General features: G+C 65.2%; 25 protein-coding genes. 19 read left to right on the top strand and 6 right to left on the bottom strand.

Features of this window, described 5'->3' with window-relative positions:
• The first annotated feature begins 1 nt into the window (after position 1).
• From ACQR1B_RS11090 to ACQR1B_RS11080, 3 genes are read left to right on the top strand one after another with little or no spacing between them, the layout of a single operon-like run.
• A complete protein-coding gene (locus ACQR1B_RS11090; protein ID WP_434830898.1) occupies positions 2-655 on the top strand; it encodes an amino acid ABC transporter permease in 654 nt (217 codons plus the stop codon).
• A complete protein-coding gene (locus tag ACQR1B_RS11085; RefSeq protein ID WP_434830899.1) occupies positions 652-1,383 on the top strand; it encodes an amino acid ABC transporter ATP-binding protein in 732 nt (243 codons plus the stop codon). The genes ACQR1B_RS11090 and ACQR1B_RS11085 overlap by 4 nt, the downstream gene beginning before the upstream one ends.
• Before the next feature lie 17 nt (positions 1,384-1,400).
• Positions 1,401-2,693: an NAD(P)/FAD-dependent oxidoreductase gene (locus ACQR1B_RS11080; RefSeq protein ID WP_434830900.1), complete on the top strand. Its 1,293-nt coding sequence runs from the start codon at positions 1,401-1,403 to the stop codon at positions 2,691-2,693.
• Positions 2,694-2,758: 65 nt separating this feature from the next.
• Here the strand turns inward: ACQR1B_RS11080 and ACQR1B_RS11075 are convergent, their stop codons facing one another.
• The 4 genes from ACQR1B_RS11075 to ACQR1B_RS11060 all read right to left on the bottom strand — a co-directional run bounded on the left by ACQR1B_RS11075 (position 2,759) and on the right by ACQR1B_RS11060 (position 5,776).
• Complete coding sequence (locus tag ACQR1B_RS11075) at positions 2,759-3,151, bottom strand: hypothetical protein (RefSeq protein ID WP_434830901.1); 393 nt, start codon at positions 3,149-3,151, stop codon at positions 2,759-2,761.
• Positions 3,152-3,182: 31 nt separating this feature from the next.
• Entirely contained in the window at positions 3,183-3,740 is a 558-nt protein-coding gene (locus tag ACQR1B_RS11070; protein ID WP_434830902.1) for a DUF3990 domain-containing protein, read from the bottom strand.
• Positions 3,741-3,957: 217 nt separating this feature from the next.
• Positions 3,958-4,461: a DUF3455 domain-containing protein gene (locus ACQR1B_RS11065; protein ID WP_434830903.1), complete on the bottom strand. Its 504-nt coding sequence runs from the start codon at positions 4,459-4,461 to the stop codon at positions 3,958-3,960.
• A 100-nt stretch (positions 4,462-4,561) separates the two neighbouring features.
• Positions 4,562-5,776 carry an NADP-dependent isocitrate dehydrogenase gene (locus tag ACQR1B_RS11060; protein WP_434830904.1) on the bottom strand — a complete coding sequence of 405 codons (1,215 nt, stop codon included), beginning with the start codon at positions 5,774-5,776 and terminating at the stop codon, positions 4,562-4,564.
• 301 nt (positions 5,777-6,077) lie between these two features.
• On the opposite strand from ACQR1B_RS11060, the gene ACQR1B_RS11055 reads away from it, so the two are divergent.
• From ACQR1B_RS11055 to ACQR1B_RS11025, 7 genes are all read left to right on the top strand, one after another.
• The gene (locus ACQR1B_RS11055) at positions 6,078-7,277 is read left to right on the top strand and encodes a TrmJ/YjtD family RNA methyltransferase (RefSeq protein WP_434830905.1); all 1,200 of its coding nucleotides are present in this window, start codon (positions 6,078-6,080) and stop codon (positions 7,275-7,277) included.
• Positions 7,278-7,541: 264 nt separating this feature from the next.
• On the top strand, positions 7,542-8,375 hold the full coding sequence (locus ACQR1B_RS11050) for a hypothetical protein (RefSeq protein WP_434830906.1): 834 nt from the start codon (positions 7,542-7,544) through the stop codon (positions 8,373-8,375).
• Positions 8,376-8,817: 442 nt separating this feature from the next.
• Positions 8,818-10,533, top strand: a complete 1,716-nt coding sequence (locus tag ACQR1B_RS11045; protein ID WP_434830907.1) for a C2 family cysteine protease — start codon at positions 8,818-8,820, stop codon at positions 10,531-10,533.
• A 433-nt stretch (positions 10,534-10,966) separates the two neighbouring features.
• Entirely contained in the window at positions 10,967-13,084 is a 2,118-nt protein-coding gene (locus tag ACQR1B_RS11040) for a type I secretion system permease/ATPase (RefSeq protein ID WP_434830908.1), read from the top strand.
• 10 nt (positions 13,085-13,094) lie between these two features.
• Positions 13,095-14,513: an HlyD family type I secretion periplasmic adaptor subunit gene (locus ACQR1B_RS11035; RefSeq protein WP_434830909.1), complete on the top strand. Its 1,419-nt coding sequence runs from the start codon at positions 13,095-13,097 to the stop codon at positions 14,511-14,513.
• Positions 14,514-14,662: 149 nt separating this feature from the next.
• Positions 14,663-15,781 carry a DUF2336 domain-containing protein gene (locus tag ACQR1B_RS11030; protein ID WP_434831201.1) on the top strand — a complete coding sequence of 373 codons (1,119 nt, stop codon included), beginning with the start codon at positions 14,663-14,665 and terminating at the stop codon, positions 15,779-15,781.
• A 35-nt stretch (positions 15,782-15,816) separates the two neighbouring features.
• Entirely contained in the window at positions 15,817-16,032 is a 216-nt protein-coding gene (locus ACQR1B_RS11025; protein WP_434830910.1) for a hypothetical protein, read from the top strand.
• Between the two features lie 29 nt (positions 16,033-16,061).
• Here ACQR1B_RS11025 and ACQR1B_RS11020 read toward each other — a convergent pair whose 3' ends face one another.
• Positions 16,062-16,742, bottom strand: coding sequence for a TetR/AcrR family transcriptional regulator (locus ACQR1B_RS11020; protein ID WP_434830911.1), 681 nt, complete (start codon positions 16,740-16,742; stop codon positions 16,062-16,064).
• 260 nt (positions 16,743-17,002) lie between these two features.
• Between ACQR1B_RS11020 and ACQR1B_RS11015 the strand changes: the two genes are divergently transcribed.
• From ACQR1B_RS11015 to cynS, 7 genes are all read left to right on the top strand, one after another.
• The gene (locus ACQR1B_RS11015) at positions 17,003-17,545 is read left to right on the top strand and encodes an OsmC family protein (protein WP_434830912.1); all 543 of its coding nucleotides are present in this window, start codon (positions 17,003-17,005) and stop codon (positions 17,543-17,545) included.
• Positions 17,546-17,579: 34 nt separating this feature from the next.
• Positions 17,580-18,701, top strand: coding sequence for an acyl-CoA dehydrogenase family protein (locus ACQR1B_RS11010; protein WP_434830913.1), 1,122 nt, complete (start codon positions 17,580-17,582; stop codon positions 18,699-18,701).
• Positions 18,702-18,748: 47 nt separating this feature from the next.
• Positions 18,749-19,624, top strand: a complete 876-nt coding sequence (locus ACQR1B_RS11005; protein WP_434830914.1) for a sulfurtransferase — start codon at positions 18,749-18,751, stop codon at positions 19,622-19,624.
• 96 nt (positions 19,625-19,720) lie between these two features.
• The gene (locus ACQR1B_RS11000; RefSeq protein ID WP_434830915.1) at positions 19,721-21,106 is read left to right on the top strand and encodes a CmpA/NrtA family ABC transporter substrate-binding protein; all 1,386 of its coding nucleotides are present in this window, start codon (positions 19,721-19,723) and stop codon (positions 21,104-21,106) included.
• 181 nt (positions 21,107-21,287) lie between these two features.
• On the top strand, positions 21,288-22,127 hold the full coding sequence (gene ntrB / locus ACQR1B_RS10995) for a nitrate ABC transporter permease (protein WP_434830916.1): 840 nt from the start codon (positions 21,288-21,290) through the stop codon (positions 22,125-22,127).
• A 288-nt stretch (positions 22,128-22,415) separates the two neighbouring features.
• Positions 22,416-23,318 (top strand): ABC transporter ATP-binding protein, encoded by a 903-nt coding sequence (locus ACQR1B_RS10990; protein WP_434830917.1) that lies wholly within the window; start codon positions 22,416-22,418, stop codon positions 23,316-23,318.
• Positions 23,319-23,374: 56 nt separating this feature from the next.
• Complete coding sequence (gene cynS / locus ACQR1B_RS10985; RefSeq protein WP_434830918.1) at positions 23,375-23,863, top strand: cyanase; 489 nt, start codon at positions 23,375-23,377, stop codon at positions 23,861-23,863.
• 79 nt (positions 23,864-23,942) lie between these two features.
• On the opposite strand, the gene ACQR1B_RS10980 is transcribed toward cynS, so the two are convergent.
• A complete protein-coding gene (locus ACQR1B_RS10980) occupies positions 23,943-24,260 on the bottom strand; it encodes a DUF1476 domain-containing protein (RefSeq protein ID WP_434830919.1) in 318 nt (105 codons plus the stop codon).
• Positions 24,261-24,573: 313 nt separating this feature from the next.
• On the opposite strand from ACQR1B_RS10980, the gene purC reads away from it, so the two are divergent.
• Together purC and purS are read left to right on the top strand one after the other, a co-directional pair.
• Positions 24,574-25,341 (top strand): phosphoribosylaminoimidazolesuccinocarboxamide synthase, encoded by a 768-nt coding sequence (purC, locus tag ACQR1B_RS10975; protein WP_008974302.1) that lies wholly within the window; start codon positions 24,574-24,576, stop codon positions 25,339-25,341.
• Between the two features lie 13 nt (positions 25,342-25,354).
• Complete coding sequence (purS, locus tag ACQR1B_RS10970; RefSeq protein ID WP_434830920.1) at positions 25,355-25,597, top strand: phosphoribosylformylglycinamidine synthase subunit PurS; 243 nt, start codon at positions 25,355-25,357, stop codon at positions 25,595-25,597.
• Positions 25,598-25,599 lie beyond the last annotated feature (2 nt).

Below are 25,599 nucleotides of genomic sequence, written 5' to 3'. Positions count from 1 at the left end.
GATGAGCAGGTTCTGGCACGACGCCGTCGAATTCTTTCCCATCCTGCTCAACGGCGTGGTTCTGACGATCGTCGTCACCCTGGGATCGCTGCTGCTGTCGACCGCGCTGGGGCTCGTCTGGGCGATGATGCGGGTCTCCGGCATCCGCGTCCTTTCGGGCTTGAGCGCGGGCCTGATCAACGTGATCCGCGGCGTGCCGATCATCGTGCTGTTGTTCTATCTCTACTTCGTGATGCCCGATTTCGGCGTGACCCTGTCGGCGCTGCAGGCCGCCATTCTCGGACTTGGCATCGCCTATTCGGCCTATCAGGCCGAGAACTTCCGCGCCGGCATCGAGGCGATCGACAAGGGACAGATCGAGGCGGCGCAATCGATCGGCATGGGTTGGTGGACGACCATGCGCCGCGTGGTGCTGCCGCAGGCGGTGCGCATCGTGCTGCCGCCCTACGGCAACGTCATGATCATGATGCTCAAGGATTCCTCGCAGGCCTCGACCATCACGGTCGCCGAGCTCGCGCTGCAGGGCAAGCTGATCGCGTCCTCGACCTTCAAGAACTCCAGCGTCTTCACGCTCGTGGCTCTGATGTATCTCACCATGAGCGTGCCGCTGATCCTGCTGGTCCGGCACTTCGAGAAGCGGGCGGGCAAGCGATGATCGAGCTGTCCGACGTGCACAAGAGTTTCGGCAAGGTCGAGGTGCTCAAGGGCATCACGGCCTCGGTCGAGAAGGGCGAGGTGGTCTGCATCATCGGGCCGTCCGGCTCGGGCAAGTCGACGATCCTGCGCTGCATCAACGGGCTCGAAAGCTACGATCGCGGAACGATCAGCGTGGAAGGCCTGCGCGTCGACCGCGAAGCGCGCTCGATCGTGTCGGTCCGCACCCAGGTCTCGATGGTGTTCCAGCGCTTCAACCTGTTTCCCCATCGCACCGCGCTCGACAACGTCATCGAGGGACCGCTCTACGTGAAGAAGGAGCCGCGCGCCGTAGCGCTGGAGCGCGGCCGGGCGCTGCTGGCCCAGGTCGGGCTCGCCGACAAGGCCGACGTGCATCCGCCGCAGCTCTCGGGCGGCCAGCAGCAGCGCGTTGCGATTGCGCGCGCGCTCGCGATGCAGCCGAAGGCGATCCTGTTCGACGAGCCCACCTCGGCGCTCGACCCCGAACTGGTCGGCGACGTCCTGAGCGTGATGCGCAAGCTGGCCGACGACGGCATGACGATGGTCGTCGTCACCCACGAGATCGGCTTTGCCCGCGAGGTCGCCGACCGCGTGCTGTTCATCGACGGCGGCGTCATCGTCGAGCAGGGGGCTGCGCAGGCCGTGCTCAATCAACCGCAGCACCCGCGCACGCAGGATTTCCTGCGGCGCGTGTTGCATCCGCTGTGAGTTTCGCGAGATCCGCCATGACCAGCCCCGTTCGCCTTCCGCTGCCGCCCTCGGTCTATGCCGACACGGCCGTTGCGCCGGCCGCGACACCGCCGCTCGACGCCGACAGGACCGTCTCGGTCGCGATCATCGGCGGCGGCTTCACCGGTCTCTCGACCGCGCTGCATCTGGCGGAGCAGGGCACCGACTGCGTGGTGCTGGAGGCGCAGGAGCCCGGCTGGGGCGCCTCCGGCAACAATGGCGGCCACACCAACCCGGGCCTGAAGCACGACCCGGATCAGATCGAGGCCGATTTCGGCCCGGAGCTCGGTCGCCGCATGATCGACTTCGCCTACGGCACGACCAACTTCACCCACGATTTGATCCGCCGCTACCAGATTCCCTGCGAGGCGCGGCAGCAGGGCACGCTGCGGGCGGCCTATCACGAGGCGAGCGCGGCGGCGATCGAACGCACCGCCGAGCAGTGCATCCGCCGCGGCATGCCGGTCGCGGTGTTCGACCGTGAGAAGCTGCGCGAGGTCACCGGCAGCGACCGCTATGTCTGCGCCATGTTCGACGCGCGCGGCGGCGATCTGCATCCGCTCAACTATGCGCGCGGGCTGGCGCGCGCGGCGATCGCGGCGGGCGCGGCCGTTCATGGCGAGACGCCGGCGCTGTCGCTGCGCCGCGAGGGTTTGCGCTGGCGCATCGAGACGCCGCGCGCGGTGGTGCACGCCGACAAGGTGTTGATCGCGACCAACGGCTTCACCGACGATCTCTGGCCGGAGCTCCGCCGCACCGTGATCCCGGTGTTCTCCTCGATCGCAGCCACCGCGCCGCTGCCGGACGAGGTCGTGCGCGCGATCATGCCGACGCGATCGGTGCTGTATGAGAGCGGCCACATCACGGTCTACTACCGCATCGACCAGCACAACCGCCTGCTGATGGGCGGCCGCGGCCCGATGCGCTGGATCAATTCGCCGGCCGACGTCGCCTATCTCATGCGCTATGCCGAGCGGCTGTGGCCGCAGCTCAAGGGCGCAGCCTGGACCCACGGCTGGAACAGCCGGCTCGCCATCACCAAGGACCACTATCCGCACGTGCATGAGCCGGCCGAAAGCATCCTGATCTCGCTCGGCTGCAACGGACGCGGCGTGGCGCTATCCACCGCGATGGGCGCGCAGCTGGCGCGCCGTCTGGTCGGCGGCGCGCCGACCGAGATCGACATGCCCGTCACCGGCATCAAGCCGATCCCGCTGCATGCCCTCTGGCCGGTTGCGGTGACCGGCGCCGTGATCGCCGGCCGGGTAAGGGATCGGCTGGGGCTTTGAGCTTGGTTGGGCGCCGCTCGTCCAGCAGAATTATCTTGGCCGTCGGCGAGGAGGTGCAAAGCCGCCTATTGACCGGCCGTTCGTAGGCTTTGCCGCGGATCCGAGACGTGCGCCTGCAAGATCTCGTCCGGGCTCGGTCGATCCGCTCGTCGGCGGTTCTGGAGTTTCGCATAGGCAAGCAACTCGTCCGCCGTCAGCGGCCGATCGGCCGCCCCCGCCAAGATGGCGGCCAGCTGAAGCGGGGAGGTGTGATAGAGCATCAGCGCCTCATCGTCGGGAGCTTTGCCAAATCCCTTGCGAGACCGCTGCAAGGTCTGCTGAATTTCGGCCTTCGACTTGTGAAAGACCTCGCGCAGACACTCTTCGACCCAGCTCCAATATAGCGGAGGGTAGTCAGGACCGAGGTCTGCAATCTTCCCAGCGCTACGCAACGGGGCGGCCTTCTGTTGGGATGGCATGTTCCACCTCGAACAAGCTTACCGCGGCACTCTAGAACAAAGTGCGCTTCGGGTCACTGTCATTCGCCTTCTCGTACAACACCGGGTCAGGTAAGCTATTGACCACGTTAGGCGTGTGGAAGCTTATCTGGTCGCAATCCTTGATGATGAGCTTTTGAGGCCAGAGCGTTACCGGTCCGTAGACGACCTCGTAAGCAGTCTTGGTTCCGGTTCTTTGGTGCGGCGGAAATCCGCTCCTGCAGTCGTCGACCAAGGCCCAGAAGTCTGCGGCGTCCAGAACGAATGTCAGGCCTTCCAAACCCGCCAGCCAGTCTCGACTGAGCCGAAATTGAAGGATCGTTGCAACGCTTGCGGACGCGGACACCGGTAAGCTGAGATTGACGGCCCGAGTCCGCGTGTTCGCCCATTGCTTGGCCTGATGCAGGTTCGTCGTCACGTAGAAGCCTTGCCCGAAGTCGGTGAAGGGGCGGCACAGCGAGAGGTTCACCTTGAAGGTCAGGATGCTCCCGGATGTCGCCGACGTCGCGCCGACCGAGCGGCTGTCCGTGCCGTGATAAACGTAAAGATCCTTGTTTGACCAAAGCGGCACGGCAGCCTTACCAACCCGAGTTCAAGAATGGTGTTCCACGACAAATGAGCCAAGCCGAACTGAACATCAAAACTGGGAAAAATGGATACCGCCCGAGCCCCACAATTCACATGACCGACTAACCTGAGGTTGTCGAGGTCTCCCGACAACCCCGCGCTGCTCGCCCGCCTCGGTCTGCACGGTCCGATTTCGGCCCGGAGCGAGGCTGGGCGTTCGCTCACTCCTTCCGCAGAAACACGTAGTCCGCGGAATAGGCCACGCTGCGATATTGCCCGGCCGTCTCGCAAGCCCCTTCCAGCTTGCCGCCCACGGTGTTGATCCGCTGCACCGTGGTGACCTCGGAGAGCACGCCGCTGCCTTTGTGGGCGGTGGCTGCAAGTTTCAGCCAGGGGATGTCGTTGTCGGTGGCGCCGATCGCGGTGCCGACCACTCGCGCGGTCACGCCGCTGCCGTCCTGATGCTCCCAGTTCGGCCCCGCATAGTGGCGACCGATGGTCTTGCCGTTCTCGAACAGGGTGGCGATCGGCTCGCGGAACGCCCAGGCGAGCTTGCCGTCCTTGTCCGTCTTGCATTCGTAAACCTGCGCGCCCTCGGCATGCAGCGTCAGCACCGGCTTCTCGCCGGCCGCGACCAGGGCATCGGGGATCGTGGTCTCGGCGGCATGGGCGGAGCCGGTCAGGGCGCAGAGCAGCAGCAGCGACGGCGTCGGGATCAGGCGCATGGGTGGGTTCCTCGATGGCGGCGGCGGATATGGAAACGGGCCGCGCTTGTGGCGCGACCCGTCATATCCTGGTGGGGGTGATCGGCGGAAGTGGGGAAACTTACGCCGCCATCGCGTTGGTCAGGTTCTCGGCGATCTTGTCGAGGAAGCCGGTGGTCGACAGCCAGCGCTGGTCGGCGCCGACCAGCAGCGCGAGGTCCTTGGTCATGTAGCCGGCCTCGACGGTGTCGACGCAGACCTTCTCCAGGGTGGAGGCGAACCGGGCGAGCTCGGCATTGTTGTCGAGCTTGGCGCGGTGGGACAGTCCACGGGTCCAGGCGAAGATCGACGCGATCGAGTTGGTCGAGGTCTCCTTGCCCTTCTGGTGCTCGCGGAAATGGCGGGTCACCGTGCCGTGGGCGGCCTCGGCCTCCATGGTCTGGCCGTCCGGCGTCATCAGCACCGAGGTCATCAGGCCGAGCGAGCCATAGCCCTGGGCCACGGTGTCGGACTGCACGTCGCCGTCATAGTTCTTGCAGGCCCAGACATAGCCGCCCGACCATTTCAGCGCCGCCGCGACCATGTCGTCGATCAGGCGGTGCTCATAGGTGATCTTCTTGGCCTCGAACTTGTCCTTGAACTCCTTCTCGTACACCTCCTGGAAGATGTCCTTGAAGCGGCCGTCATAGACCTTCAGGATGGTGTTCTTGGTCGACAGGTACACCGAATAGTTCTTGGACAGGCCCATGTTGAGCGAGGCGCGGGCGAAGTCGTAGATCGACTCGTCGAGATTGTACATCTCCATCGCGATGCCCGGTCCCGGCGCCTTGAAGACTTCCTTCTCGATCACGGTGCCGTCGTCGCCGACGAACTTCATCGTCAGGACGCCCTTGCCGGGGAATTTGAAGTCGGTGGCGCGGTACTGGTCGCCATAGGCATGGCGGCCGATGATGATCGGCTTGGTCCAGCCGGGGACGAGGCGCGGCACGTTCTTGCAGATGATCGGCTCGCGGAAGACGACGCCGCCGAGGATGTTGCGAATGGTGCCGTTCGGCGACTTCCACATCTCCTTGAGGCCGAACTCCTTCACGCGCGCTTCGTCCGGGGTGATGGTGGCGCACTTGACGCCGACGCCGACCTTCTTGATGGCGTTGGCGGCGTCGATCGTGATCTGGTCGTTGGTCTTGTCGCGGCTTTCCATCCCAAGGTCGAAATACTGCAGATCGATCTCAAGGAACGGGTTGATCAGCTTGTCCTTGATGTATTGCCAGATGATCCGGGTCATCTCGTCGCCGTCGAGCTCGACGACCGGGTTGGTCACCTTGATTTTTGCCATGATCGATGGGGCCTCTTGGGAACAGCGCGCCAGGAATGGGAAGCGCTTGTGAAATCGAGCGCGTCATAGCACTGCTGCACCGCGGGCGGAAGCGCACCCGGTATGCGCCCGGTGCTGATTTTCGCAGCCCGCTCATGCGTTGGGCAATGGCGGCGAGGCCAGCCGCTGCAGTTTCGTGCAAACCGTAAAATTCTTGGCTAAGCCGATTATTTTGCTTGAGAATTCTCGCCAGCCGGGCCAACGGAGCGGGCAGGGCGCGGCGCTGGCGCTTTTCATGTGACGTGGCAGTTGAGGATTGATCGTGTCGGGCACCGACAAGACGAAGGTGAGATTGGAGATCGCAGGCCCGGTGGTGATCCTGGTCGAGCCGCAGCTCGGCGAGAACATCGGCATGGCGGCGCGTGCGATGGGCAATTTCGCGCTCTCCGAGCTGCGCCTGGTCAATCCGCGCGACGGCTGGCCCAACATCGCAGCCCAGCGGGCCGCGGCCGGGGCCGACCACATCATCGACCATGTCCGGCTGTTCGACACCCTGCCGGAGGCGATCGCCGACCTCGACCTGGTGTTCGCGACCACCGCCCGGGCCCACGACCAGGCCAAACCGGTGATGGCGCCCGAGGCGGCCGCCCGGGAGATGCAGGGCCAGATCGCCGCGGGCGGCCGCGCTGGGATTCTGTTCGGCCGCGAGCGGGCGGGGTTGACCAACGAGGAGGTCGCCCGCGCCAACCGCATCATCACCTATCCGGTCAATCCGGGCTTCGCCTCGCTCAACCTCGCCCAGGCGGTGCTGCTGATGGGCTATGAGTGGTTCAAGCTGGTGACATCAGGCGCGCTGCCGTTCGCGATGCCGGAGCGTTCCGAGCGGGCCTCCCAGAACCAGATGGAGGCATTCTTCGAGAACCTGGTGCGCGAGCTCGACCGGGTCGAATTCCTGCGGCCCGCCGAGAAGCGCGAGACCATGCTGGTCAATCTGCGCAACATCTTCTTCCGCATGGAGCCGTCGCGGCAGGACATCCACACCCTGCACGGAGTGGTCATGGCGATCGCCGAGGGGCGCAAGGGACCGGCCAAGGGCGGCGTGCTCGACAGTGAGCAGGCGACGCGGCTGCGCGCCTTGATCGCCGAGCAGGGCACGGTGGCCAACCTGCCGGATTCGCGCGGCTCGCTGCGCGGGCTGGCGCGGCTGCTCCGCCGCAATCCGACCGATGCCGAGCGCATCCTGTGGCACGCGCTCTCGCGCGACCGCCGCTTCGCCGGCCAGTTCAAGCGCCAGACCCCGGTCGGCCGCCACATCCCGGACTTCGTCTCCTTCATCCACCGCCTCGCGATCGAGCTGGTCGGGACTGAGGAAAGCGAGGGCGTCGTTGCAGACCGCGTCCAACGGCGGGCGTGGCTGGAAAGCCGCGACTATCGCGTCACCGAGGTGAAGGCGGCGGACGTCGAGACGGACCTGGAGGCGGAGCTGACGCTGCTGGCGGCACTAATCGCCGAGGCGAAGTAGGCGATCATCCAGTTAAATCAGCCGCAACCCGTCGGCGCTTTGCCCGCGAGGCGTTGGTCAGGCCTGAACCAGGCGCCACAATCGCCGATTGAAGCATCACGCGGCTTGCAAGGCTGGAGAACGCTGATCGCGCATGAGGGCGCGCGAGTCTGCGATCCCGTTTACACCGGCTGAACGATGTTTCGCGAACGCAATTTCAAGTTGTGGTTTGCCGGATCGGCCTTGGTAACATCGCTGCACAACGAAATACCAAGGGGGCAATTCATGACTACGCGACGATGGCGCTCGTTTGTGGGGTGTCTGCTGATCATCGGCTCGATCTTCGTCTTGTCGGAGCATGCGCAATCGGCGGCCGTGCAGCGCTGCACGAACGCGGCCGATCCCGGTATCGACGCGCGCATTACCGGCTGCACCGACGTGATCGAGCGCGGCAAGCCGGCTGCGCCGCACGTGCTCCAGGCCCGTTTCGCGCGTGCCGCAGCCTACCTTCGCAAGGGCGACGTCGACCACGCGATCGACGACTACAAGGCCGTCGTTCAGCAGTCCTCGGCCGATTTTCTCGCGGCATTCAATCGTGCCGACACTCGTCCGCGCGACAGCGGACCGGCGCCGACGTCAGGCTCGGTGCGCGACGGTCTCCGCGCGCAAGCCCATCGCGCACTGGGGATTGCAAGTTTCCAGGCCGGTCTGCTCGAGCAGTCGCAGGAGGAATTCAGACGGCTCGGCGAGATGGATCCCCGGAATGCCGATGCGGCCTTATGGCTGGACCTGGCGCGCCGCCGCGCCGGACTGTCGAGCGAACTCGCCGACCGGGCGAAGCGGCTCGACATGAGCAAATGGCCGGCGCCGATCGTTCGCCTCTTCCTCGGGCAAGAGACGACAGAGGCGGTGCTTGCAGCAGCCGACCGCGGTTCGCCCGCCATGCGCAGGACACGGCGTTGCGAGGCGAGCTTCTTTGCCGGCGAACTGATGCTCGACCGGGGCCGCGAGACCGATGCCATGCGGCTGATCGACCGGGCGCTCGCCGAGTGCGCCTGGACGTCGCGCGAGCGACCGGTTGCGGAGGCCGAGGCGCGCGTTCTCCACGTCATGCCGTGAGCTCCATCGGAGGCACGTGACATCCGGGCCCGGCAGAGCCTTTCGATCGAGCCGGCTGGTCCCGAACAGCGCACATGCGCGGGTGTCCGTAAGCTATCTCCCCGTCATTGCGAGCGCAGCGAAGCAATCCAGAGTCGTAGGCGGGAGTCTGGATTGCTTCGCTGCGCTCGGAGTGACGGAGTAAGCCGAAGCAGTGGGGACATCGGCGGCAGCGCGCGCCCAGCCCCGACGAGCGAACCCGTACCAATACGGCCTCCGTATCATTTGCTGCCGATCCGTAAACTCCTACCGACCTGACGGTGAAGCCATACTGCTGATCGAGACAAGTTTCTAAAATTCGAACGGATCGTGCAGCTTCGCGGCAACGGCTGTTGCGAACGATGGCAACTGATCGCGATGCCGATCAGGAAAAGACCCCATCGTTCACGGAGAGCCTCGACCAATGCCGATCCAGCTGCAGGGCCTACGCAAGCCGCAGACCGACAATACGAGCGACCAGACCGGATTCTTCGAGAACGACAGCTGGCTCACACCCGACCTCACCCCGCTCTGGCTGGCCAATCAGGCGACGGCAGCCGCCGCGGCGCCGCCTGCCGCCCCGGCCGCGGATTCATCGGCGGCGATCGCCGTCTTCGGCAATTTCTGCAGCGTGGCTGCAACCGTGACCGCGACCACCACGACATCGATCGCCGCCACGGGCGTGAAGACGACCACCACCACGACGGTCGCCGGAACGACGGCCACCAAGACGACGGTGCCGGCCTGGGTGAACACCCTCACCAATGCCGCGATCAAGGCCGACATGACGGCCGCCATCACCAACGGCACCGTCACCTATGCCGGCCTGCTCAAGGTCTTTACCGACATCGACGCCTCGCTGGCCGCGACCAAGACCAGGCTGAGCGCCAGCCAGTTCGCCGATCTCAAGACCATCGCCGCCAATCTCAACAACGGCGTGTCGACGTCGAGCTACCTGACCTATATCACCCAGGCCTTCGTCAACGGCAATGCCGCGAACGCGACCTGGACCGGCGGTGCTGCCGGCTCTGTCGCGCTCGGCAACCTTGCCAGCGGCGCGACCGAGCTGCAGTTCGCCGAGCTCATCGGGAAATGGTTCCTCGGCACCGACCTGCCGTCGTCCAGGGTCATTCTAGGCAATACCCAGTTCTCGGTGTCCTACAGCAATTCGACCAAGCCGCTGTTCGCGGCCGCCGGCGCAAGCATGAACGACATCAACCAGGGCTACCTGGGCGACTGCTATCTGCTCGCCGGCCTCGCCGAGGTCGCCTACAAGGAGCAGTCGGTGATCTCGTCGATGTTCACCGTGAACGGCAATGGCAGCTATGGCGTGCGCTTCTACGTCAACGGCGCCGCGCGGTACGTTACCGTGAATACCGCGCTCGCCAATGGCGGCAACATCTTCAACAATGGCGGCACCGCGATCTGGGCGAGCCTCGCCGAGAAGGCCTATGCCGAGCTGCAGGCCAGCGGCGTCTATACCGGAAACTCCATCAACTACGGCAATTCCTACACCACGATCGGCAATGGCGGCGCTCCCGAGATCGCGCTCGAGGCGATCACCGGCGCCACCCAGATCACCGACTTCCGCGCCATGGGCGGCTCCTGGGGCAAGGTGGTCTACAACTCGTCGTTCGGCGTGACAGGCTATACGACCGGAAATGCGACATCGAGCGTGCTGGCGACCATCGCGGCCAGCCTCGCTGCTGGAGACGACGTCATCCTGTCGTCCTACACCAACGCCAAGGATTCGACCGGCAAGACCACGCTGGTGGCGAGCCATGCGATGTCGATCTACGGCTACAACAGCGCCAACGGCATGCTGCAGGTCCGCAACCCCTGGGGCTCCGCGGCCGGCCAATATTGGCAGACCACCTTCGAGGTCAGCCTTGCGACCCTGCTGGCGGCGGGCGACACCATCACCATCGACAATGTCGGCGATGCCAAGAAGCTGGCGGCGACGACGACCACGACGTCGTCCGGCCTGAAGCTGACGTCTGACGTCAACGATCTCTCCGGCGCAGCCTCCGGCTTCGTCCAGGCGATCGCCTCGCTGACCGATGGCGGCTCGTCGAGCGTCGCGTTCACGCAGGGCCAGACCTTGCAGCAGCGCACGCTGGCGATGCCGATGGCGGCGTGACGGTCTGCGGAGGCAACGCGCAGTGCTGTCTCCAACTTTGAGGCCTGAGTAGCGGGCCTCGCCCTTCGAGACGCCCGCCTCCGGCGGGCTCCTCAGGGCGAGGCGCGCGAGTCGGACGCTCAGCCGGAATGCCGCGCCGCGGTCGGTGCCTGATCCTCTCCACGAGCACGCCGGTCGGCGTGTTCATGACCCGGTGTGGGGTGTCGGCGTCGGCTTTTGACCCTCATGGTGAGGAGCGACGCGCCGATGAGGCCGATGCGACGCAAGGTCGTCATGCGCGGCGCGTCTCGAACCATGAGGCCCATCTGTCGCGACAACCCGTAGCCACACGGACCCGCGTGCATCCCCCGTTAAGCATCCGACTTAACGCCATGCGAACGCCGGGCTCGGAGGGTGGCGGCGGGGACGTCGAACCACGAGGCGGGATCAGTCGATGCAGGCGTGTACGGATCAGGGTGCATGGGCGTTGGCGCTGTCGCTGCATCTGCTCGGCATCGTCGCCGATCCCGGCCGCATCCAGCACGAGGCCGGCCGCAGCGATGCGCTCTCCGTCGATGATCTCCTGCGCGCCACCGCGCGCTTTCCTGTCAAGGCCAGGCTCGTCATCTCTAAGGTGGCACGGCTGAAGGCCACGCCGATGCCGACGCTCGCCGTGCTCAGTGATGGCGGCTTTGCCGTGCTGGGCAAGGTGACGGAGACCGGCGTTCTGATCCAGGGGCTGAGCGACGCGGGACCGCGTCTTCTGACGTTTTCCGAGTTCGAAGCCATCTGGTCCGGCAAGCTGATCCTGATCGCCAAGCGCGCAGAGCTGTCGGACACGGCTCGCCGCTTCAACTTCGGCTGGTTCGTCGCCGCGATCGGCAAGTACCGACGCATCCTGATCGAGGTGCTGCTGGCATCCTTCGTGATCCAGCTGTTCGGCCTGGCGACCCCGATGATCTTCCAGGTCGTGATCGACAAGGTGCTGGTGCATCGCGGCCTGTCGACGCTCGAGGTGATGGTCGCGGGCCTCGCGCTGATCGCGCTGTTCGAGGCGGTGCTGTCGGGCCTGCGCACCTATCTGTTCACCCACACCTCCAACCGGATCGACGTCGAGCTCGGCGCGCGGCTGTTCCGGCACCTGATGCGGCTGCCGCTGGCCTATTTCGAGAGCCGCCGCGTCGGCGACAGCGTTGCGCGCGTGCGCGAACTCGAGACGATCCGGCAGTTCATCACCTCGTCCTCGATCACCCTGGTGCTCGATCTCGCTTTCGCTGCGGTGTTCATCGGCGTGATGTTCCTGTACAGCGCGACGCTCGCCTGGATCGTCTGCGCGACCTTGCCCGTCTATGCGCTGCTGTCGCTCGCCACCACGCCGGCATTCCGCACGAGGCTCGACGAAAAATTCCGCCGCGGCGCCGAGAACCAGGCCTTCCTGGTCGAGAGCGTCACCGGCGTCGAGACCATCAAGGCGATGGCGGTCGAGCCGCTGATGCAGCGGCGCTGGGAGGAGCAGCTCGCGAGCTATGTCGGCGCCTCGTTCTCGGCCGCGCAGATCGGCAATTGGGCGAGCCAGGCCGCGAGCCTGCTCAACAAGGGCGTCGGTGCCATCACGCTGTTCGTCGGCGCCGGGCTCGTGATCGCGAACAAGATGACCGTCGGCGAGCTCGTCGCCTTCAACATGCTCGCGAACCAGGTCTCAGGCCCGGTGCTGCGCCTCGTGCAGGTCTGGCAGGACTTCCACCAGGTACGGCTGTCGGTCGAGCGGCTCGGCGACATCCTCAACACGCCGGTCGAGGCGCATAGCGGCGGCGCCGAGCAGAACCTGCCGCCGCTGGAAGGCGCGATCGAGTTCGAGCGTGTGACCTTCCGCTACGGCCTCGACACCCAGCCAGTGCTGCGCGAGGTGTCCTTGAAGATCGGGGCAGGGCAGGTGGTGGGCATCGTCGGCCCCTCGGGCTCGGGCAAGAGCACGATCGCCAAGCTGGCGCAGCGGCTGTACCAGCCGGAAGCCGGCCGCGTGCTGGTCGACGGCATCGACACCGCGGTGCTGGATCCGTCCTGGCTGCGGCGCCAGATCGGCGTGGTGCTGCAGGAGAACGTGCTGTTCAACCGCTCGGTGCGCGAGAACATCGCGCTCGCCGATCCGGCGCTGCCGATGGAGAAGGTCGTCGAGGCGGCGAAGCTCGCCGGCGCCCACGAGTTCATCTGCCGCATGCCGCAGGGCTACGACACCAAGATCGGCGAGCGCGGCGTGTCGCTGTCCGGTGGCCAGCGCCAGCGCATCGCGATCGCGCGCGCGCTGGTCGGCGATCCCCGCATCCTGATCTTCGACGAGGCGACCTCGGCGCTGGACTACGAATCCGAGAGCATCATCCAGGCCAACATGCGCGACATCGTTGATGGCCGCACCGTGCTGATCATTGCGCACCGGCTCTCGACCGTGCGCAGCGCCGACCGAATCTTGACGATCGAGAACGGCGTCATCATCGAAGACGGCACGCATGAGCAACTGGTGGCCGGCGGCGGCCGCTATGCGACGCTGCACCGGATCCAGTCCGCGGGCCGCTGAGGAGAAGGCAATGACGATACCTGCGAGCCTTCTGCGCGGCCTGTCGTTCGGCGCCGGCGCGTCCGAGCGCGAATTCCTTCCAGCCGCACTGGAAATTACGGAGACACCGCCCAACCCGCTCGGGCGCATGACTGCGCTGGCGCTGTGCACGGTCACCTTCGCGGCACTCGGCTGGGCGGTGCTGGGCAAGGTCGACATCGTCGCGGTCGCCAGCGGCAAGGTGATTTCGCACACCCGCACCCAGGTGGTTCAGCCGTTCGAGACGGCGAGCGTCAAGGCGATCATGGTGCAGCCCGGCCAGCGCGTGCGTGCCGGCGATGCACTGATCGAACTCGACAAGACGGCGGTGACCGCTGAGGCCGATCGTGCCCGCAGCGATCTGATCGCGAGCCTGCTCGACGAGGTCCGGCTGGCGGCGTTTCTCGACGGCGTGACCACGGCGCCCTTCGACGTCGTGATCGGCGCTGCGCCGCTCGACCGTTCCCGTGCCCAGGCGCAGCTCTCCGCGCAAGCGTCCATGCGCGCCAGCCAGCTCGCGGCGCTGGCGCAGGAGCGGGCGCAGCACGTCGCCGAGCGCGAGGCGCTGCAGCAGACGACCGCCAAATACGAGCAGACGCTGCCGATGGTGGCGCAGCGCGCCGACATCCGCACTAAGGCGAGCGAGATCGGCAATGCCTCGATCATCGCCCGGCTGGAGAGCCAGCAATTGCTGGTCGAGACCCGCTCCGAGCTCGAGATCAACAAGGCCAAGATCATCGCGCTCGATGCCACCATCGCCGGGCTCGACCAGAAGATCACAGCCACAGAAGCCGACATCCGCGACAAGGCGATGCGCGATCTGTCCACGGCGCGCGAGCGTGCGCGGGGCGCAGGCGAGGCGCTCGCCAAGGCGACGCGACGCGCCGAACTGCAGACCCTGCGCGCGCCGATCGACGGCACGGTGCAGCAGATGCACATTGCCGCCGCCGGCGCCGTGGTGACGCCGGCGCAGCAGCTCATGTCCGTCGTTCCCGACGACGACAGGATCGAGGTCGAGGCCGTGGTGGAGAACCGCGACGTCGGCTTCGTCGAGGCCGGCCAGCGCGTCGAGCTCAAGATCGACGCCTTTCCGTTCACGCGCTACGGCCTGCTCGGCGGCAAGGTGACCGCCGTCGACCGCGACGCCGAGGCCGCGCCGGTCAATCCCAACGGCGTCCAGGGCGCCGAGCGCCAGGCCGACCAGACCGACCGGGTCGAGGCCAGTGAGCGCCTGCGCTACATGGTCCACATCGCGCTCGATCGCAGCACGCTGGAGGTCGACGGCCGGTCGGCCGCGCTGGTGCCGGGCATGTCGGTCAAGGCCGAGATCCTGACGGGCAAGCGGCGCATCATCGACTTCCTGCTGGCGCCCCTGCGCGAGCACGTCCACGACGCGATGCGCGAGCGCTGAGGGAGACAGGTCTGCCGTGCTTAACGGGTCTTTGCGCATTTGAACGAAAAGGCCCGGTCAAATCCTCGCGCGCCGGGTTACGGAACACTCGCGTTCGAGCGGTATGTTCCGGCATTGCCATTCCTCTTAGAAAGTTTGCGGTTTTCATGATGAACGAAACTGGATCGGTGCTGCGGGACCTCGAAGACGCCATCGCGCGAGGAACCGCTGATAGCCGCGAGCGTGCACTGTGGCATGCGACCGATCTTCTGATCGCGGGACGTTATTGCGAGGAGGAGATCGCGACCTTCGGCGAGGTGATCGGCCGGCTCGCCGACGAGATCGAGGTCGAAGCGCGCGCCAAGCTCGCGGATCGCCTCGCCAAAATCGAGTATTCGCCGTCCAGCGTGATCCGCAAGCTCGCCTTCGATGACGAGATCTGGGTCGCCGGCCCGGTGCTGCGCGAGTCCGAACGGCTCGACGACGCCACGCTGGTCGAGAACGCCAGCACCAAGAGCCAGGACCATCTGCTCGCGATCGCCGAGCGCAAGAGCTTGAGCCCGGCCGTGACCGACGTGCTGGCCACGCGCGGCAATCGTGCCGTCGCCACGGCGGTGGCGCGCAATCACGGCGCGCAGTTCTCCGGCGCCGGCTTCCTGCACATGGTGCAGCGTGCCGAGAACGATTCGATCCTTGCCGAGCACCTCGGCCGGCGGCTCGACATCCCGCGTCACCTGTTCCAGCAATTGATCGCCAAGGCGTCGGACGACGTCGGCCGGCGGCTGGCGGGGGAACGGCCGGAGCTCGTCGGCGAGATCGAGAGTTCGGTTGCCAACATCGCCGGCGATCTGCAGTCGAAGTTCGGTCCGGGCTCGCGCAACTACTTCGTCGCCAAGCGCACCGTCTCGATCCAGCACCGGATGGGCAATCTGCACGAGAGCAGCATTGCCGGCTATGCCACGGCGCACAAGATCGACGAGGTGACGATCGGTCTCGCGTTGCTGTCGGGTCTGCCGGTCGACGTCGTCGAGCGCGCGCTGTTCGACCGCAACCGCGAGATGCTGCTGATGCTGGCCAAGGCGCTCGGCTTCAGCTGGGACACGATGATGGCGCTCGCCTTTCTCGGCGCCCGCGACAACCGCATCACGGCAGGCGAGCTGCAGGACATGGAGCGCGACTATGCCAGGCTCCAGGCGCAGACCTCGCGCAGCGTGCTCGAATTCTATCAGTCCCGCAAGAATCCCGGCAAGGGCGGCCCGGCGCGTGCGCCGCGTGCCGCCGCCCATTGAGTCTGCAGTGAGGGAGGTGATCGCGGATGAATGGCATGGGACCTCGTCTTCGCCGTGAACGGGCGTCCGGCCGTCGCGATGCGCCGGCGGATCGTGCGGCGATCGATGCGGCCTGGCACGTGCTCGAAGCGGCCAACGAGCTCGGCGACGAGGCCGTGGTTGCCGCGTGCCGCCGCGTCATCGATTCGAACCTGAACGGCACTGTCGCGGATCAGGCCGACGTGAAACTGGTCACGGACTACTTCCGTTAGACGGACGGGTACACCGCTCGCAGACGGGCTCACACGGCGGCAAGCTGCGGATCGGCCTTGCCGGCGCGCTTTCCGGTCTTGTGCTTGGCCGGCTCGAACAACGCGCCGGCCGCAATCCCCGCGATGTCCGCGACCTCCGGATTGCGCGACACCATCGCCGCTACGATCGCGCCGTCGATCAGCAGTGCCAGCTGATGCGCGAAGCTTTCCGGATCGATCGCTCCCATCTCGCGGGCCAGCTTCTCGATATGCGCCAGCACCACCTTCTTGTGGCGCATCGCAATGGTGCGGAACTGCTTCTGGTCCTTGTCGTGCTCTCCGACCGCGTTGATGAAGGGACAGCCGTAGAAGCGCTCCTCGCCGAACCAACTCTTCAGCGCCGGGAAGATCCGCGTGAGCTTGGTCTCGGCATCGCCGCCGCCGCTCTCCATCGCACCGATGAACCATTCCCGCCACTGCTTGCCTTCGCTCTCGAGCACGGCGGTGACCAGCGCGGTCTTCGATCCGAACAGTTTGTAGAGCGTGGTCTTCGCGGTGCCGGCTTCGCTGATGATGGCATCGATGCCGGTGGCGTTGATGCCGTTCTTGCAGAACAGATGCGTGGCGGCGCCCAGCAGACGGCCGCGCGCGGATTCATCATCGCCCGCGGCGACCGGTCGCGCGATCGCCTGCTTCTTCGCCGTCTGTTTGCCCGCAGCTGACTTGCCCATGGATCTGCCCATGCGTGCAAGCTTAATCGCTGTGCGCCTGAGTCAGCAAGACCGCTGATGCCGATGAGGCAGCGCTGCGCTCATTTTGATCTGACATGGCAGCATTCTGCATCGCGCTTGGGCAGGCGAGGGACGGCCGCATTTTGCCATCTTTCCCTAAACCGCGAGGAACATTCCGGCTTTTGAATTTCAGCGCCCCTGGCACGCTTCGTGCAGGAAACAGACCGTTCGGTATCCTCGATCCCAGGGAGAGAAAAGAGATGACCGCTGTGGTTCAGAAGACGGCGCTGACGGGGTGCCTCGCACCCATCGACAAAGGCGGGCTCGAACAGCTCATCGCCAACGGCAAGGCCAATCCCAAGGTCATCAAGACCCTGAAGTGCAAGACCGTGGCCGAGGGCAAGTTCCGCCACGCCAACTACATCCGCAACCTCGCGCCCTACATCGTCGACGAGCCGCCGGGGCTGCTGGGCGACGACACTGCGCCGAATCCGTCGGAGGCCTCGCTTGCCGCGCTGGGCTCGTGCCTCGCGGTGGGCCTGCACGCCAACGCCGTGCATCGCGGCTGGACGGTCAACAAGCTCGAGCTGGAGCTCGAGGGCGATCTCAACATCACCGCGGTGTGGGGCACCGGCGACGTCTCCGAGAAGCCGGTCGGCTTCACCGACGTGCGCGTCAAGGTCGACATGGAATGTGAGGGCGTCCCGCCGGAAGAGATCCAGGCCCTGGTCGACCATGTGAAGAAGTGGTCGCCGGTCGCGAACACCTTCACGCGCCCGGTCAATCTCGAAGTCGGCATCTGAACCGGGCTGACCGCCTGGAGTAGCGGAGGACGTGATGGGTTCACTCGGACAGCATCTGGCGGTCGATGGGGCGGGCGTGATGCCCGTGCCGTCGACCGTGGAGCAGGTCGCGGCGATCGCGCGCAACGAGCTCGCGCCGCTGGCCTGCGGCATCGACGCCGGGACGGTGTATCCGGCCGAAATGCTCCGCCGCTTCGGCGACGTCGGTGCGTGGAGCAGCCACGTGCCGGATAATGGTGTCGCGGACCTCAACTGCGCCATCGACGCCATCGGTGCGATCGGCGAGGTCTGCGGCGCCTCGGCGTTCATGGCGTGGTGCCAGAGCACGCTCGTCTGGTACATCGCCAATTCGAGCAACGAGGCGCTCAAGGATCGTCTGCTCGACGATGCCGCGAGCGGCAGGCTGCTCGGCGGCACCGGGCTTTCCAACCCGATGAAGAGCTTCTTCGGCATCGAGAAGCTCAAGCTGAAGGGCCGTAAGGTCGGGGGCGGCTACGTCGTGCGCGGCGCGCTGCCCTGGGTCTCGAATCTCGGGCCGGACCACATGTTCGGCACGATCTTCGAACGCGAGGATGCGCCAGGCGAGATCGTGATGTTCATCGCCGACTGCTCGGAGCCGGCGGTGACCTTGCAGCCGTGCCAGCCGTTCCTGGCGATGGACGGAACCGGTACCTACGGCATCCAGTTCCGTGATCTGTTCGTGCCGGATGAATTGATCCTCGCCGATCCGGCTGGTCCCTTCGTCAAGAGGATCCGCGCCGGCTTCATCTTGCTGCAGGCAGGCATGGCGCTCGGCCTGATCAGGGACTGCATCAAGATCATGCAGGAGGTCGAGGCGCCCCTCGGCCACGTCAACCGCTATCTGCCGCAGCAGCCGGTCGACTTTCATGCGCTCGCCGACGAACTCGCCAAGGAGACCGCGATCCTCGCCAGCGATCCGTACAACACGGATGAGACCTATTGGCGCAAGGTTGTCGCGCTGCGCCTTCGTGCCGGCGAGGCCAGCGTCGCTGCGGCTCATGCCGCGATGCTCCATTGCGGAGCCCGCGGCTACATCAAGGGCAATCGCGCCGAACGTCGCCTGCGCGAGGCCTATTTCGTCGCGATCGTGACCCCCGCGACCAAGCAGCTCCGCAAGATGCTCGCCGACGGCTGACGCCGGCGAGAACGGCAAACCAACACATCCACCAGGAGAGGCCTGCCATGACGGACGTTCTGATTACTGCCGGCGAACTCGCTGACTTCATCAAGAAAGAACCGTGTGTCATCATCGACACGCGCAATCCCGATGCCTATGGTGCGGGACATCTTCCCGGCGCCGTCAACGTCCACGAGATCTTCACCTATCTCGCCACGTCGACGCCGGAGGGCATCGAAGAACTGAAGACGAAGTTCGCCGACGCGTTCGGCGCGGCCGGCCTGTCGGGTGCCGAAACCGCCGTCGTCTACGAGCAGTCGATGAACTCCGGCTTCGGCCAGTCCTGCCGCGGCTACTTCCTGCTCACGATGCTCGGCTATCCCAAGGTCAAGGTGCTGCATGGCGGCTACGAAGCCTGGGTCGCTGCGGGCATGCCCGTGACCACCGACGTGCCGTCGCCGGCCAAGGCCTCGTTCGCCATCGTGCCGGAGGCGGGCAGCATCCTGATCGACGCCAAGGCCATGCTGGCCGCCGTCAGCAATCCGTCGATCGCGATCCTCGACGTGCGCGATGTCGATGAGTGGATCGGCGACTCCTCCTCGCCCTACGGCAAGGATTTCTGCCCGCGCAAGGGCCGCATCCCCGGCGCCGTCTGGCTGGAATGGTACCGCATGATGAAGCCGACCGCCGAAGGCCCGCGCTTCAAGTCGAAGGACGAGATCCTCGCCGAATGCGCCACCGTCGGCATCACCATCGACACGCCGGTGTATCTGTACTGCTTCAAGGGCGCGCGCGCCTCGAACACGTTCCTCGCGCTGAAGAATGCCGGTGTGAAGGATGTGCGGATGTATTTCGGCTCGTGGAACGAGTGGTCGCGTGACCCGTCGCTGCCGATCGAGGAAGGTCTCCCGATGCCGGCGATGACCAGCAAGGCGGCATAAAAGCTGCATGATATGCACGTCCGGCCGCTGAAAAATGCGGCCGGATGAGCAGTTTGAAGGCGCGGATAGCGCAGGTGTGACAAAGGGGCGCAGCACATGTCGATTTTCGATGATCCGTTCGATGCCGGTTCACGCGTGAATGCCGGTTGTATCTGTGGTCAGCATCAGAGCCCCGCCGAACATGACCACGCCATGCTGGCGCTGCGCTGTGAGCCGGTCGTCGAGTCCCATGAGAAGCGTTATGAGAACGTCGTGGCCTCTGCCGTGCTGCGTGCGGTGTTTCCGGAAGCCGCGACGCGGCGTGCTTTCCTGAAAACCGTCGGTGCTGCTACCGCGCTCGCCGCCGTTTCGCAATTCTTCCCGCTGAAGACGGCGACCGAGGCCTTCGCCGAAGCAGGCCCGCCCGAGAAGAAGGACCTCAAGGTCGGCTTCATCCCGATCACCTGCGCGACGCCGATCATCATGGCGGCGCCGCTCGGCTTCTATGCCAAGGCCGGCCTGAACGTCGAGGTCGTCAAGACCGCCGGCTGGGCTGTGGTCCGCGACAAGACCATCAACAAGGAATATGACGCCGCGCACATGCTGGCGCCGATGCCGATCGCGATTTCCTTGGGTCTCGGTGCGCAGCCGATCCCGTTCACCGTGCCTGCGATCGAGAACATCAACGGGCAGGGCATCGTGCTGTCGATGAAGTCCAAGGACAAGCGCGATCCGAAGGACTGGAAGGGCCTGAAGTTCGCCATTCCGTTCGACTATTCGATGCACAACTACCTGCTGCGCTATTATCTCGCCGAGCACGGCATCGATCCCGACACCGACGTGCAGTTGCGCTCGGTGCCGCCGCCGGAGATGGTCGCGAACCTCCGCGCCGACAACATCGACGGCTTCCTCGCGCCCGACAACATCTGCCAGCGCGCGATCTATGACGGTGTCGGCTTCCTGCACATCCTCTCCAAGGAGATCTGGGACGGCCATCCCTGCTGCAGCTTCGCCGCCAGTCGCGAGTTCATCACGACGGCGCCGAACAGCTTTGCGGCGCTGACCCGCGCCATCGTCGACGCCACCGCCTATGCGGCGAAGGCCGAGAATCGCAAACAGATTGCGGAGGCGATCGCGCCGGCCAACTACATCAACGCGCCCGTCACGGTGCTGGAGCAGGTGTTGACCGGCACGTATGCCGACGGTCTCGGTGGCGTGAAGACCGATCCGAAGCGCGTCGATTTCGATCCGTTCCCCTGGCAGTCCTTCGCGGTGTGGATGCTGACCCAGATGAAGCGCTGGGGCCAGATCAAGGGCGACGTCGACTACAAGGCGGTGGCCGAACAGATCTATCTCGCCACCGACACCCGCAAGGTCATGACCGAGATGGGGCTCTCGCCGCCGAAGGACTCCTACAAGTCGTTCTCGGTGATGGGCAAGCCGTTCGATCCGACCAAGCCGGACGACTACGTCGCCAGCTTCAAGATCAAGAAGGCGTCGTGATGGGGGCGAAGAGGGTGACGCTGCCGACCCCATCAACGGTGTCGTCCCCGCGGACGCGGGGACCCATACGCCGTGACCTGTCTTGGGGCAGGGGCGGTGGCGACTTTCTTGTCCATCAACTAAGTTCGGTGGTTATGGGTCCCTGCGTTCGCAGGGACGACAGCTGTGGGTGGGGCCGCTGATGACCGCCTCACTCCGCTTTCGCGCCTCAATCGTCTCGATCGTGCTGCTCGTCGTGTTCCTCGGCGCCTGGCATCTCGCCACGCGCGGCACGGGCACGGCCGCCAGCATGAGTCCGGAATACGCCAAGCTGATGGGCATGACGGCCACGCAGGGCAAATCGGCGATGCCCGGGCCGCTCGATGTCGGCGCCAAGCTGTGGGAGCATCTCAAGCGGCCGTTCTACGACAATGGTCCAAACGACAAGGGGCTCGGCATCCAGCTCGCGTTTTCGCTGGGGCGGGTGATGCTCGGCTATCTGATCGCGGTGGCGGTCGCCATTCCCCTCGGCTTCCTGATCGGCATGTCGCCCCTGATGAGCAAGGCGCTCGATCCGTTCATCCAGATCCTCAAACCGATCTCGCCGCTGGCCTGGATGCCGCTCGCGCTCTACACCATCAAGGATTCCAGCCTGTCGGCGATCTTCGTCATCTTCATCTGCTCGGTGTGGCCGATGCTGATCAACACCGCCTTCGGCGTCGCCAGCGTGCGCAAGGAGTGGATCAACGTCGCCCGCACGCTGGAGGTCGGCAATTTCCGCCGCGCCTTCACGGTGATCCTGCCCGCGGCGGCGCCGACCATCCTCACGGGCATGCGGATCTCGATCGGCATTGCGTGGCTCGTGATCGTCGCCGCCGAGATGCTCGTTGGCGGCACCGGCATCGGCTACTTCGTCTGGAACGAGTGGAACAACCTCTCGATCACCAACGTGATCATCGCGATCCTGCTGATCGGCCTCGTCGGCATGGTGCTGGATCAGATCCTGGCCCGCGTCTCGCGGCTCGTGACGTTTCCGGAGTAGGGCGATGATGTCCGCTCGAACCCATGCGGCCTCTGCGCTTCTCCTCACCTGGGGCAAGGCTGTCGCCTTGAAGGATACGGGGCAATCTCGACGCGCGCCCCTGCCTGTTCGTAACTCCGTCATGCCCGGGCTTGTCCCGGGCATCCACGTCCTTCCCGGAATGCCGAACGACGTGGATGGCCGGGACAAGCCCGGCCATGACGGCGGAGAGACAGGCGTTCACAGAACTCCGAGCGTCGTAGGTGATAGACCTGTCCTTGGAGGGAGAGGAAACGGAGCGGCCTTGCCATGACCGACAAGTTCATCTCGATCGAGGGCATCGCCAAGCGCTATGATGGCACGCGCAGCACGACCATCTTCGAGAACCTTTGGCTCGGCATGGCGCGCGGCGAGTTCGTGTGCGTGATCGGGCATTCCGGCTGCGGCAAGACGACGGTGCTGAACATCCTGGCCGGGCTCGATGCGCCGAGCGAGGGCGTGGTCGTGGTCGACGGCCAGGCCATCGAAGGGCCGAGTCTCGACCGCGCCGTCATCTTCCAGAGCCATGCGCTGCTGCCGTGGCGGACGGTGCTCGGCAACGTTGCCTATGCGGTCTCGTCGAAATGGCGCAAATGGGATCGCGCCAAGGTCAAGGCGCATGCGCTGAAATATATCGAGCTGGTCGGCCTCGCCGGCTCCGAGCACAAGCGGCCGTCGGAGCTCTCAGGCGGCATGAAGCAGCGCGTCGGCATTGCTCGCGCGCTGTCGATCACGCCGAAGATCATGCTGATGGACGAGCCGTTCTCGGCGCTCGACGCGCTGACGCGCGGCACGTTGCAGGACGAGGTCCGGCGGATCTGCGTGGAGACCGGGCAGACCGTGTTCATGATCACCCACGACGTTGATGAAGCGATCTATCTCGCCGACAAGATCGTGCTGATGACCAACGGTCCGGGCGCAGTGCTGGCCGAGATCGTCGAGAACCCGCTGCCAAAGGACCGGCTGCGCTTCGACCTGCATCGCCATCCGCTGTATTACGCGTTGCGCAACCACATCATCGACTTCCTGGTCAGCCGCAGCAAGACGTTCACCTCGGAGACGCCGGATCACGATCCACGCAAGGTACCGGTGGTCAAGATCGGGCGTACGGAGCCGACCATCGTCGCGTCCAAGCCAACCGGCAGCGACGCGCCGCAGGCGATCGCCCGCTGACCGTCATCCGGCTCTGAGCAACATCGTCAACGAAGACCCATCAAGGGAGACCAAGCATGAAGCGATCCGACCTCACCGAGAAGCTGCTCGACATCAAGCGCGAGAAGGGCTGGAGCTGGAAATACATCTGCGAGCAGATCGGCGGCTATTCCGAGGTGCTGATCGTCGGCGCCGTGCTCGGCCAGATGAAGCTGACCAAGCCGCAGGCCGCCAATGCCGGCGAATTGTTCGGCCTGTCGAAGAGCGAAATCTCGATGCTCAACGAGACGCCGATGCGCGGCGAGGGCGTGCAGATGCCGCCGACCGATCCGCTGATCTACCGGTTCTACGAACTCGTGATGATCAACGGCCCGGCCTGGAAGGAGCTGATCCAGGAGGAGTTCGGCGACGGCATCATGTCGGCGATCGATTTCGACATGGTGATGGAGCGTCTGCCCAACGCCAAGGGCGACCGCGTCAAGATCACGATGTCGGGCAAGTTCCTGCCGTACAAATATTACGGCGCCAGCGGCAACGTGCCGGAGTATGGATTCAAGGAAGAGTAGTAGGCGAGGGACGAGTAGCGGATAGGGAGTAGCGAATAGGGTCTCCACTATTCGCCACTCGCCGCTCGCTATTCGCGTCTTACGATCCCGCCTTGACCTGGGCCACCGCCGTCGCCAGCAGCTCGCTCATTTTCGCGCGAATCTCGGCCTCGGTGACGCCATTGGCGGCGAGGTCGCCCAGCACCTTGCGGAGCACATCGGCGTCGCCGGCCTCCTCGAAATCGGCCGCGACGACCTCCTTGGCATAGGCATCGGCGTCAGCGCCGGATTTGCCGAGCTTTTCGGCCGCCCACAGGCCGAGGAGCTTGTTGCGGCGGGCTTCCGCCTTGAATTTCAATTCCTCGTCATGGGCGAATTGCCTCTCGAAGGCGTCTTCACGCTTGTCGAACGTCGTCATGGCCGGAACTTCCAGTGTTGCCGAAAAGGGTTAACCGCGGGAGGCGGTTGCGAGGCGGTGTCCGCACGCCTAAATAATTGGAACGGCTTGCCAATACAACGGGCACGAGGCCGCAGCGAAGGGCGGTAAAACCCCGCTCCCCAGGTCTGGATCGATTGTGCTCGGGACACCAATGAGATAGGTTGCCCACAGGCCCGGTTCCTGTTCTGTTTCCGTCGGATCCAGGCCCTCGCGGCAGCTCCGTCGTGGTCCTGTCCAAAGTCATCCGGAGCCCACCAATTTCATGGATTTCAACAAAACACGGTACATCCCAATGAGCCGTCGGCGTCGCATTTATGAAGGCAAGGCCAAGGTCCTGTACGAAGGTCCCGAGCCGGGCACCCTCATCCAGCACTTCAAGGACGACGCCACCGCCTTCAATGCCAAGAAGCACCAGGTGATCGAAGGCAAGGGCGTCCTCAACAACCGGATCTCGGAGTACCTGTTTCAGCACCTCAACGACATCGGGGTGCCGACCCACTTCATCCGCCGCCTCAACATGCGCGAGCAGCTGATTCGCGAGGTCGAAATCGTCCCGCTCGAGGTCGTGGTGCGCAACGTCGCGGCGGGCTCGCTGTCGCAGCGCCTCGGCATCGAGGAAGGCACCCAGTTGCCGCGTTCGATCATCGAATTCTATTACAAGAACGACCAGCTCAACGACCCCATGGTGTCGGAGGAGCACATCACCGCGTTCGGCTGGGCCACGCCCCAGGAGATCGACGACATCATGGCGCTCGCCATCCGCGTCAACGACTTCCTGACCGGTCTCTTCCTCGGCATCGGCATCCGCCTGGTCGACTTCAAGATGGAATGCGGCCGGCTGTTCGAGAACGAGATGATGCGGATCATCGTCGCCGACGAGATTTCCCCCGATTCGTGCCGGCTGTGGGACATCAAGTCGAACGAGAAGCTCGACAAGGACCGCTTCCGTCGTGATCTTGGCGGCCTTCTGGAGGCCTATACCGAGGTCGCCAAGCGACTCGGCATCCTGATGGAAAACGAGCGTCCGGCCGGCTCCGGCCCGGTCCTGGTCAAGAGCTAAGAGGAATCAAGACGTGAAAGCGCGTGTCACGGTGACACTGAAATCCGGCATCCTCGATCCCCAGGGCAAGGCGATCGAGGGCGCCCTCAAGTCGCTCGGCGTCGACGGCGTCGCGTCGGTCCGGCAGGGCAAGGTGTTCGACATCGAGCTTGCCGGCGCCGACAAGGCCCAGGCGGAGGCGGCCCTGAAGGCCGCCGCCGACAAGCTGCTCGCCAACACGGTGATCGAGAATTACCGGGTGGAGCTGTTGGGGTAGGC

It is taken from the genome of Bradyrhizobium oligotrophicum (assembly GCF_051168495.1).
Classification (GTDB): Bacteria; Pseudomonadota; Alphaproteobacteria; order Rhizobiales; family Xanthobacteraceae; genus Bradyrhizobium; species Bradyrhizobium oligotrophicum_A.
This window is presented reverse-complemented; position numbering and strand designations above follow the sequence as displayed.

Bases quoted from the DNA above. Each gene is read 5' to 3' on its own strand.
- ACQR1B_RS11090 (WP_434830898.1), top strand. From the start codon at position 2: ATGAGCAGGTTCTGGCACGACGCCGTCGAATTCTTTCCCATCCTGCTC.
- ACQR1B_RS11085 (WP_434830899.1), top strand. From the start codon at position 652: ATGATCGAGCTGTCCGACGTGCACAAGAGTTTCGGCAAGGTCGAGGTG.
- ACQR1B_RS11080 (WP_434830900.1), top strand. From the start codon at position 1,401: ATGACCAGCCCCGTTCGCCTTCCGCTGCCGCCCTCGGTCTATGCCGAC.
- ACQR1B_RS11075 (WP_434830901.1), bottom strand. From the start codon at position 3,151: ATGCCATCCCAACAGAAGGCCGCCCCGTTGCGTAGCGCTGGGAAGATT.
- ACQR1B_RS11065 (WP_434830903.1), bottom strand. From the start codon at position 4,461: ATGCGCCTGATCCCGACGCCGTCGCTGCTGCTGCTCTGCGCCCTGACC.
- ACQR1B_RS11060 (WP_434830904.1), bottom strand. From the start codon at position 5,776: ATGGCAAAAATCAAGGTGACCAACCCGGTCGTCGAGCTCGACGGCGAC.
- ACQR1B_RS11050 (WP_434830906.1), top strand. From the start codon at position 7,542: ATGACTACGCGACGATGGCGCTCGTTTGTGGGGTGTCTGCTGATCATC.
- ACQR1B_RS11045 (WP_434830907.1), top strand. From the start codon at position 8,818: ATGCCGATCCAGCTGCAGGGCCTACGCAAGCCGCAGACCGACAATACG.
- ACQR1B_RS11040 (WP_434830908.1), top strand. From the start codon at position 10,967: ATGCAGGCGTGTACGGATCAGGGTGCATGGGCGTTGGCGCTGTCGCTG.
- ACQR1B_RS11035 (WP_434830909.1), top strand. From the start codon at position 13,095: ATGACGATACCTGCGAGCCTTCTGCGCGGCCTGTCGTTCGGCGCCGGC.
- ACQR1B_RS11030 (WP_434831201.1), top strand. From the start codon at position 14,663: ATGAACGAAACTGGATCGGTGCTGCGGGACCTCGAAGACGCCATCGCG.
- ACQR1B_RS11025 (WP_434830910.1), top strand. From the start codon at position 15,817: ATGGGACCTCGTCTTCGCCGTGAACGGGCGTCCGGCCGTCGCGATGCG.
- ACQR1B_RS11020 (WP_434830911.1), bottom strand. From the start codon at position 16,742: ATGGGCAAGTCAGCTGCGGGCAAACAGACGGCGAAGAAGCAGGCGATC.
- ACQR1B_RS11015 (WP_434830912.1), top strand. From the start codon at position 17,003: ATGACCGCTGTGGTTCAGAAGACGGCGCTGACGGGGTGCCTCGCACCC.
- ACQR1B_RS11010 (WP_434830913.1), top strand. From the start codon at position 17,580: ATGGGTTCACTCGGACAGCATCTGGCGGTCGATGGGGCGGGCGTGATG.
- ACQR1B_RS11005 (WP_434830914.1), top strand. From the start codon at position 18,749: ATGACGGACGTTCTGATTACTGCCGGCGAACTCGCTGACTTCATCAAG.
- ACQR1B_RS11000 (WP_434830915.1), top strand. From the start codon at position 19,721: ATGTCGATTTTCGATGATCCGTTCGATGCCGGTTCACGCGTGAATGCC.
- ntrB (WP_434830916.1), top strand. From the start codon at position 21,288: ATGACCGCCTCACTCCGCTTTCGCGCCTCAATCGTCTCGATCGTGCTG.
- ACQR1B_RS10990 (WP_434830917.1), top strand. From the start codon at position 22,416: ATGACCGACAAGTTCATCTCGATCGAGGGCATCGCCAAGCGCTATGAT.
- cynS (WP_434830918.1), top strand. From the start codon at position 23,375: ATGAAGCGATCCGACCTCACCGAGAAGCTGCTCGACATCAAGCGCGAG.
- ACQR1B_RS10980 (WP_434830919.1), bottom strand. From the start codon at position 24,260: ATGACGACGTTCGACAAGCGTGAAGACGCCTTCGAGAGGCAATTCGCC.
- purC (WP_008974302.1), top strand. From the start codon at position 24,574: ATGAGCCGTCGGCGTCGCATTTATGAAGGCAAGGCCAAGGTCCTGTAC.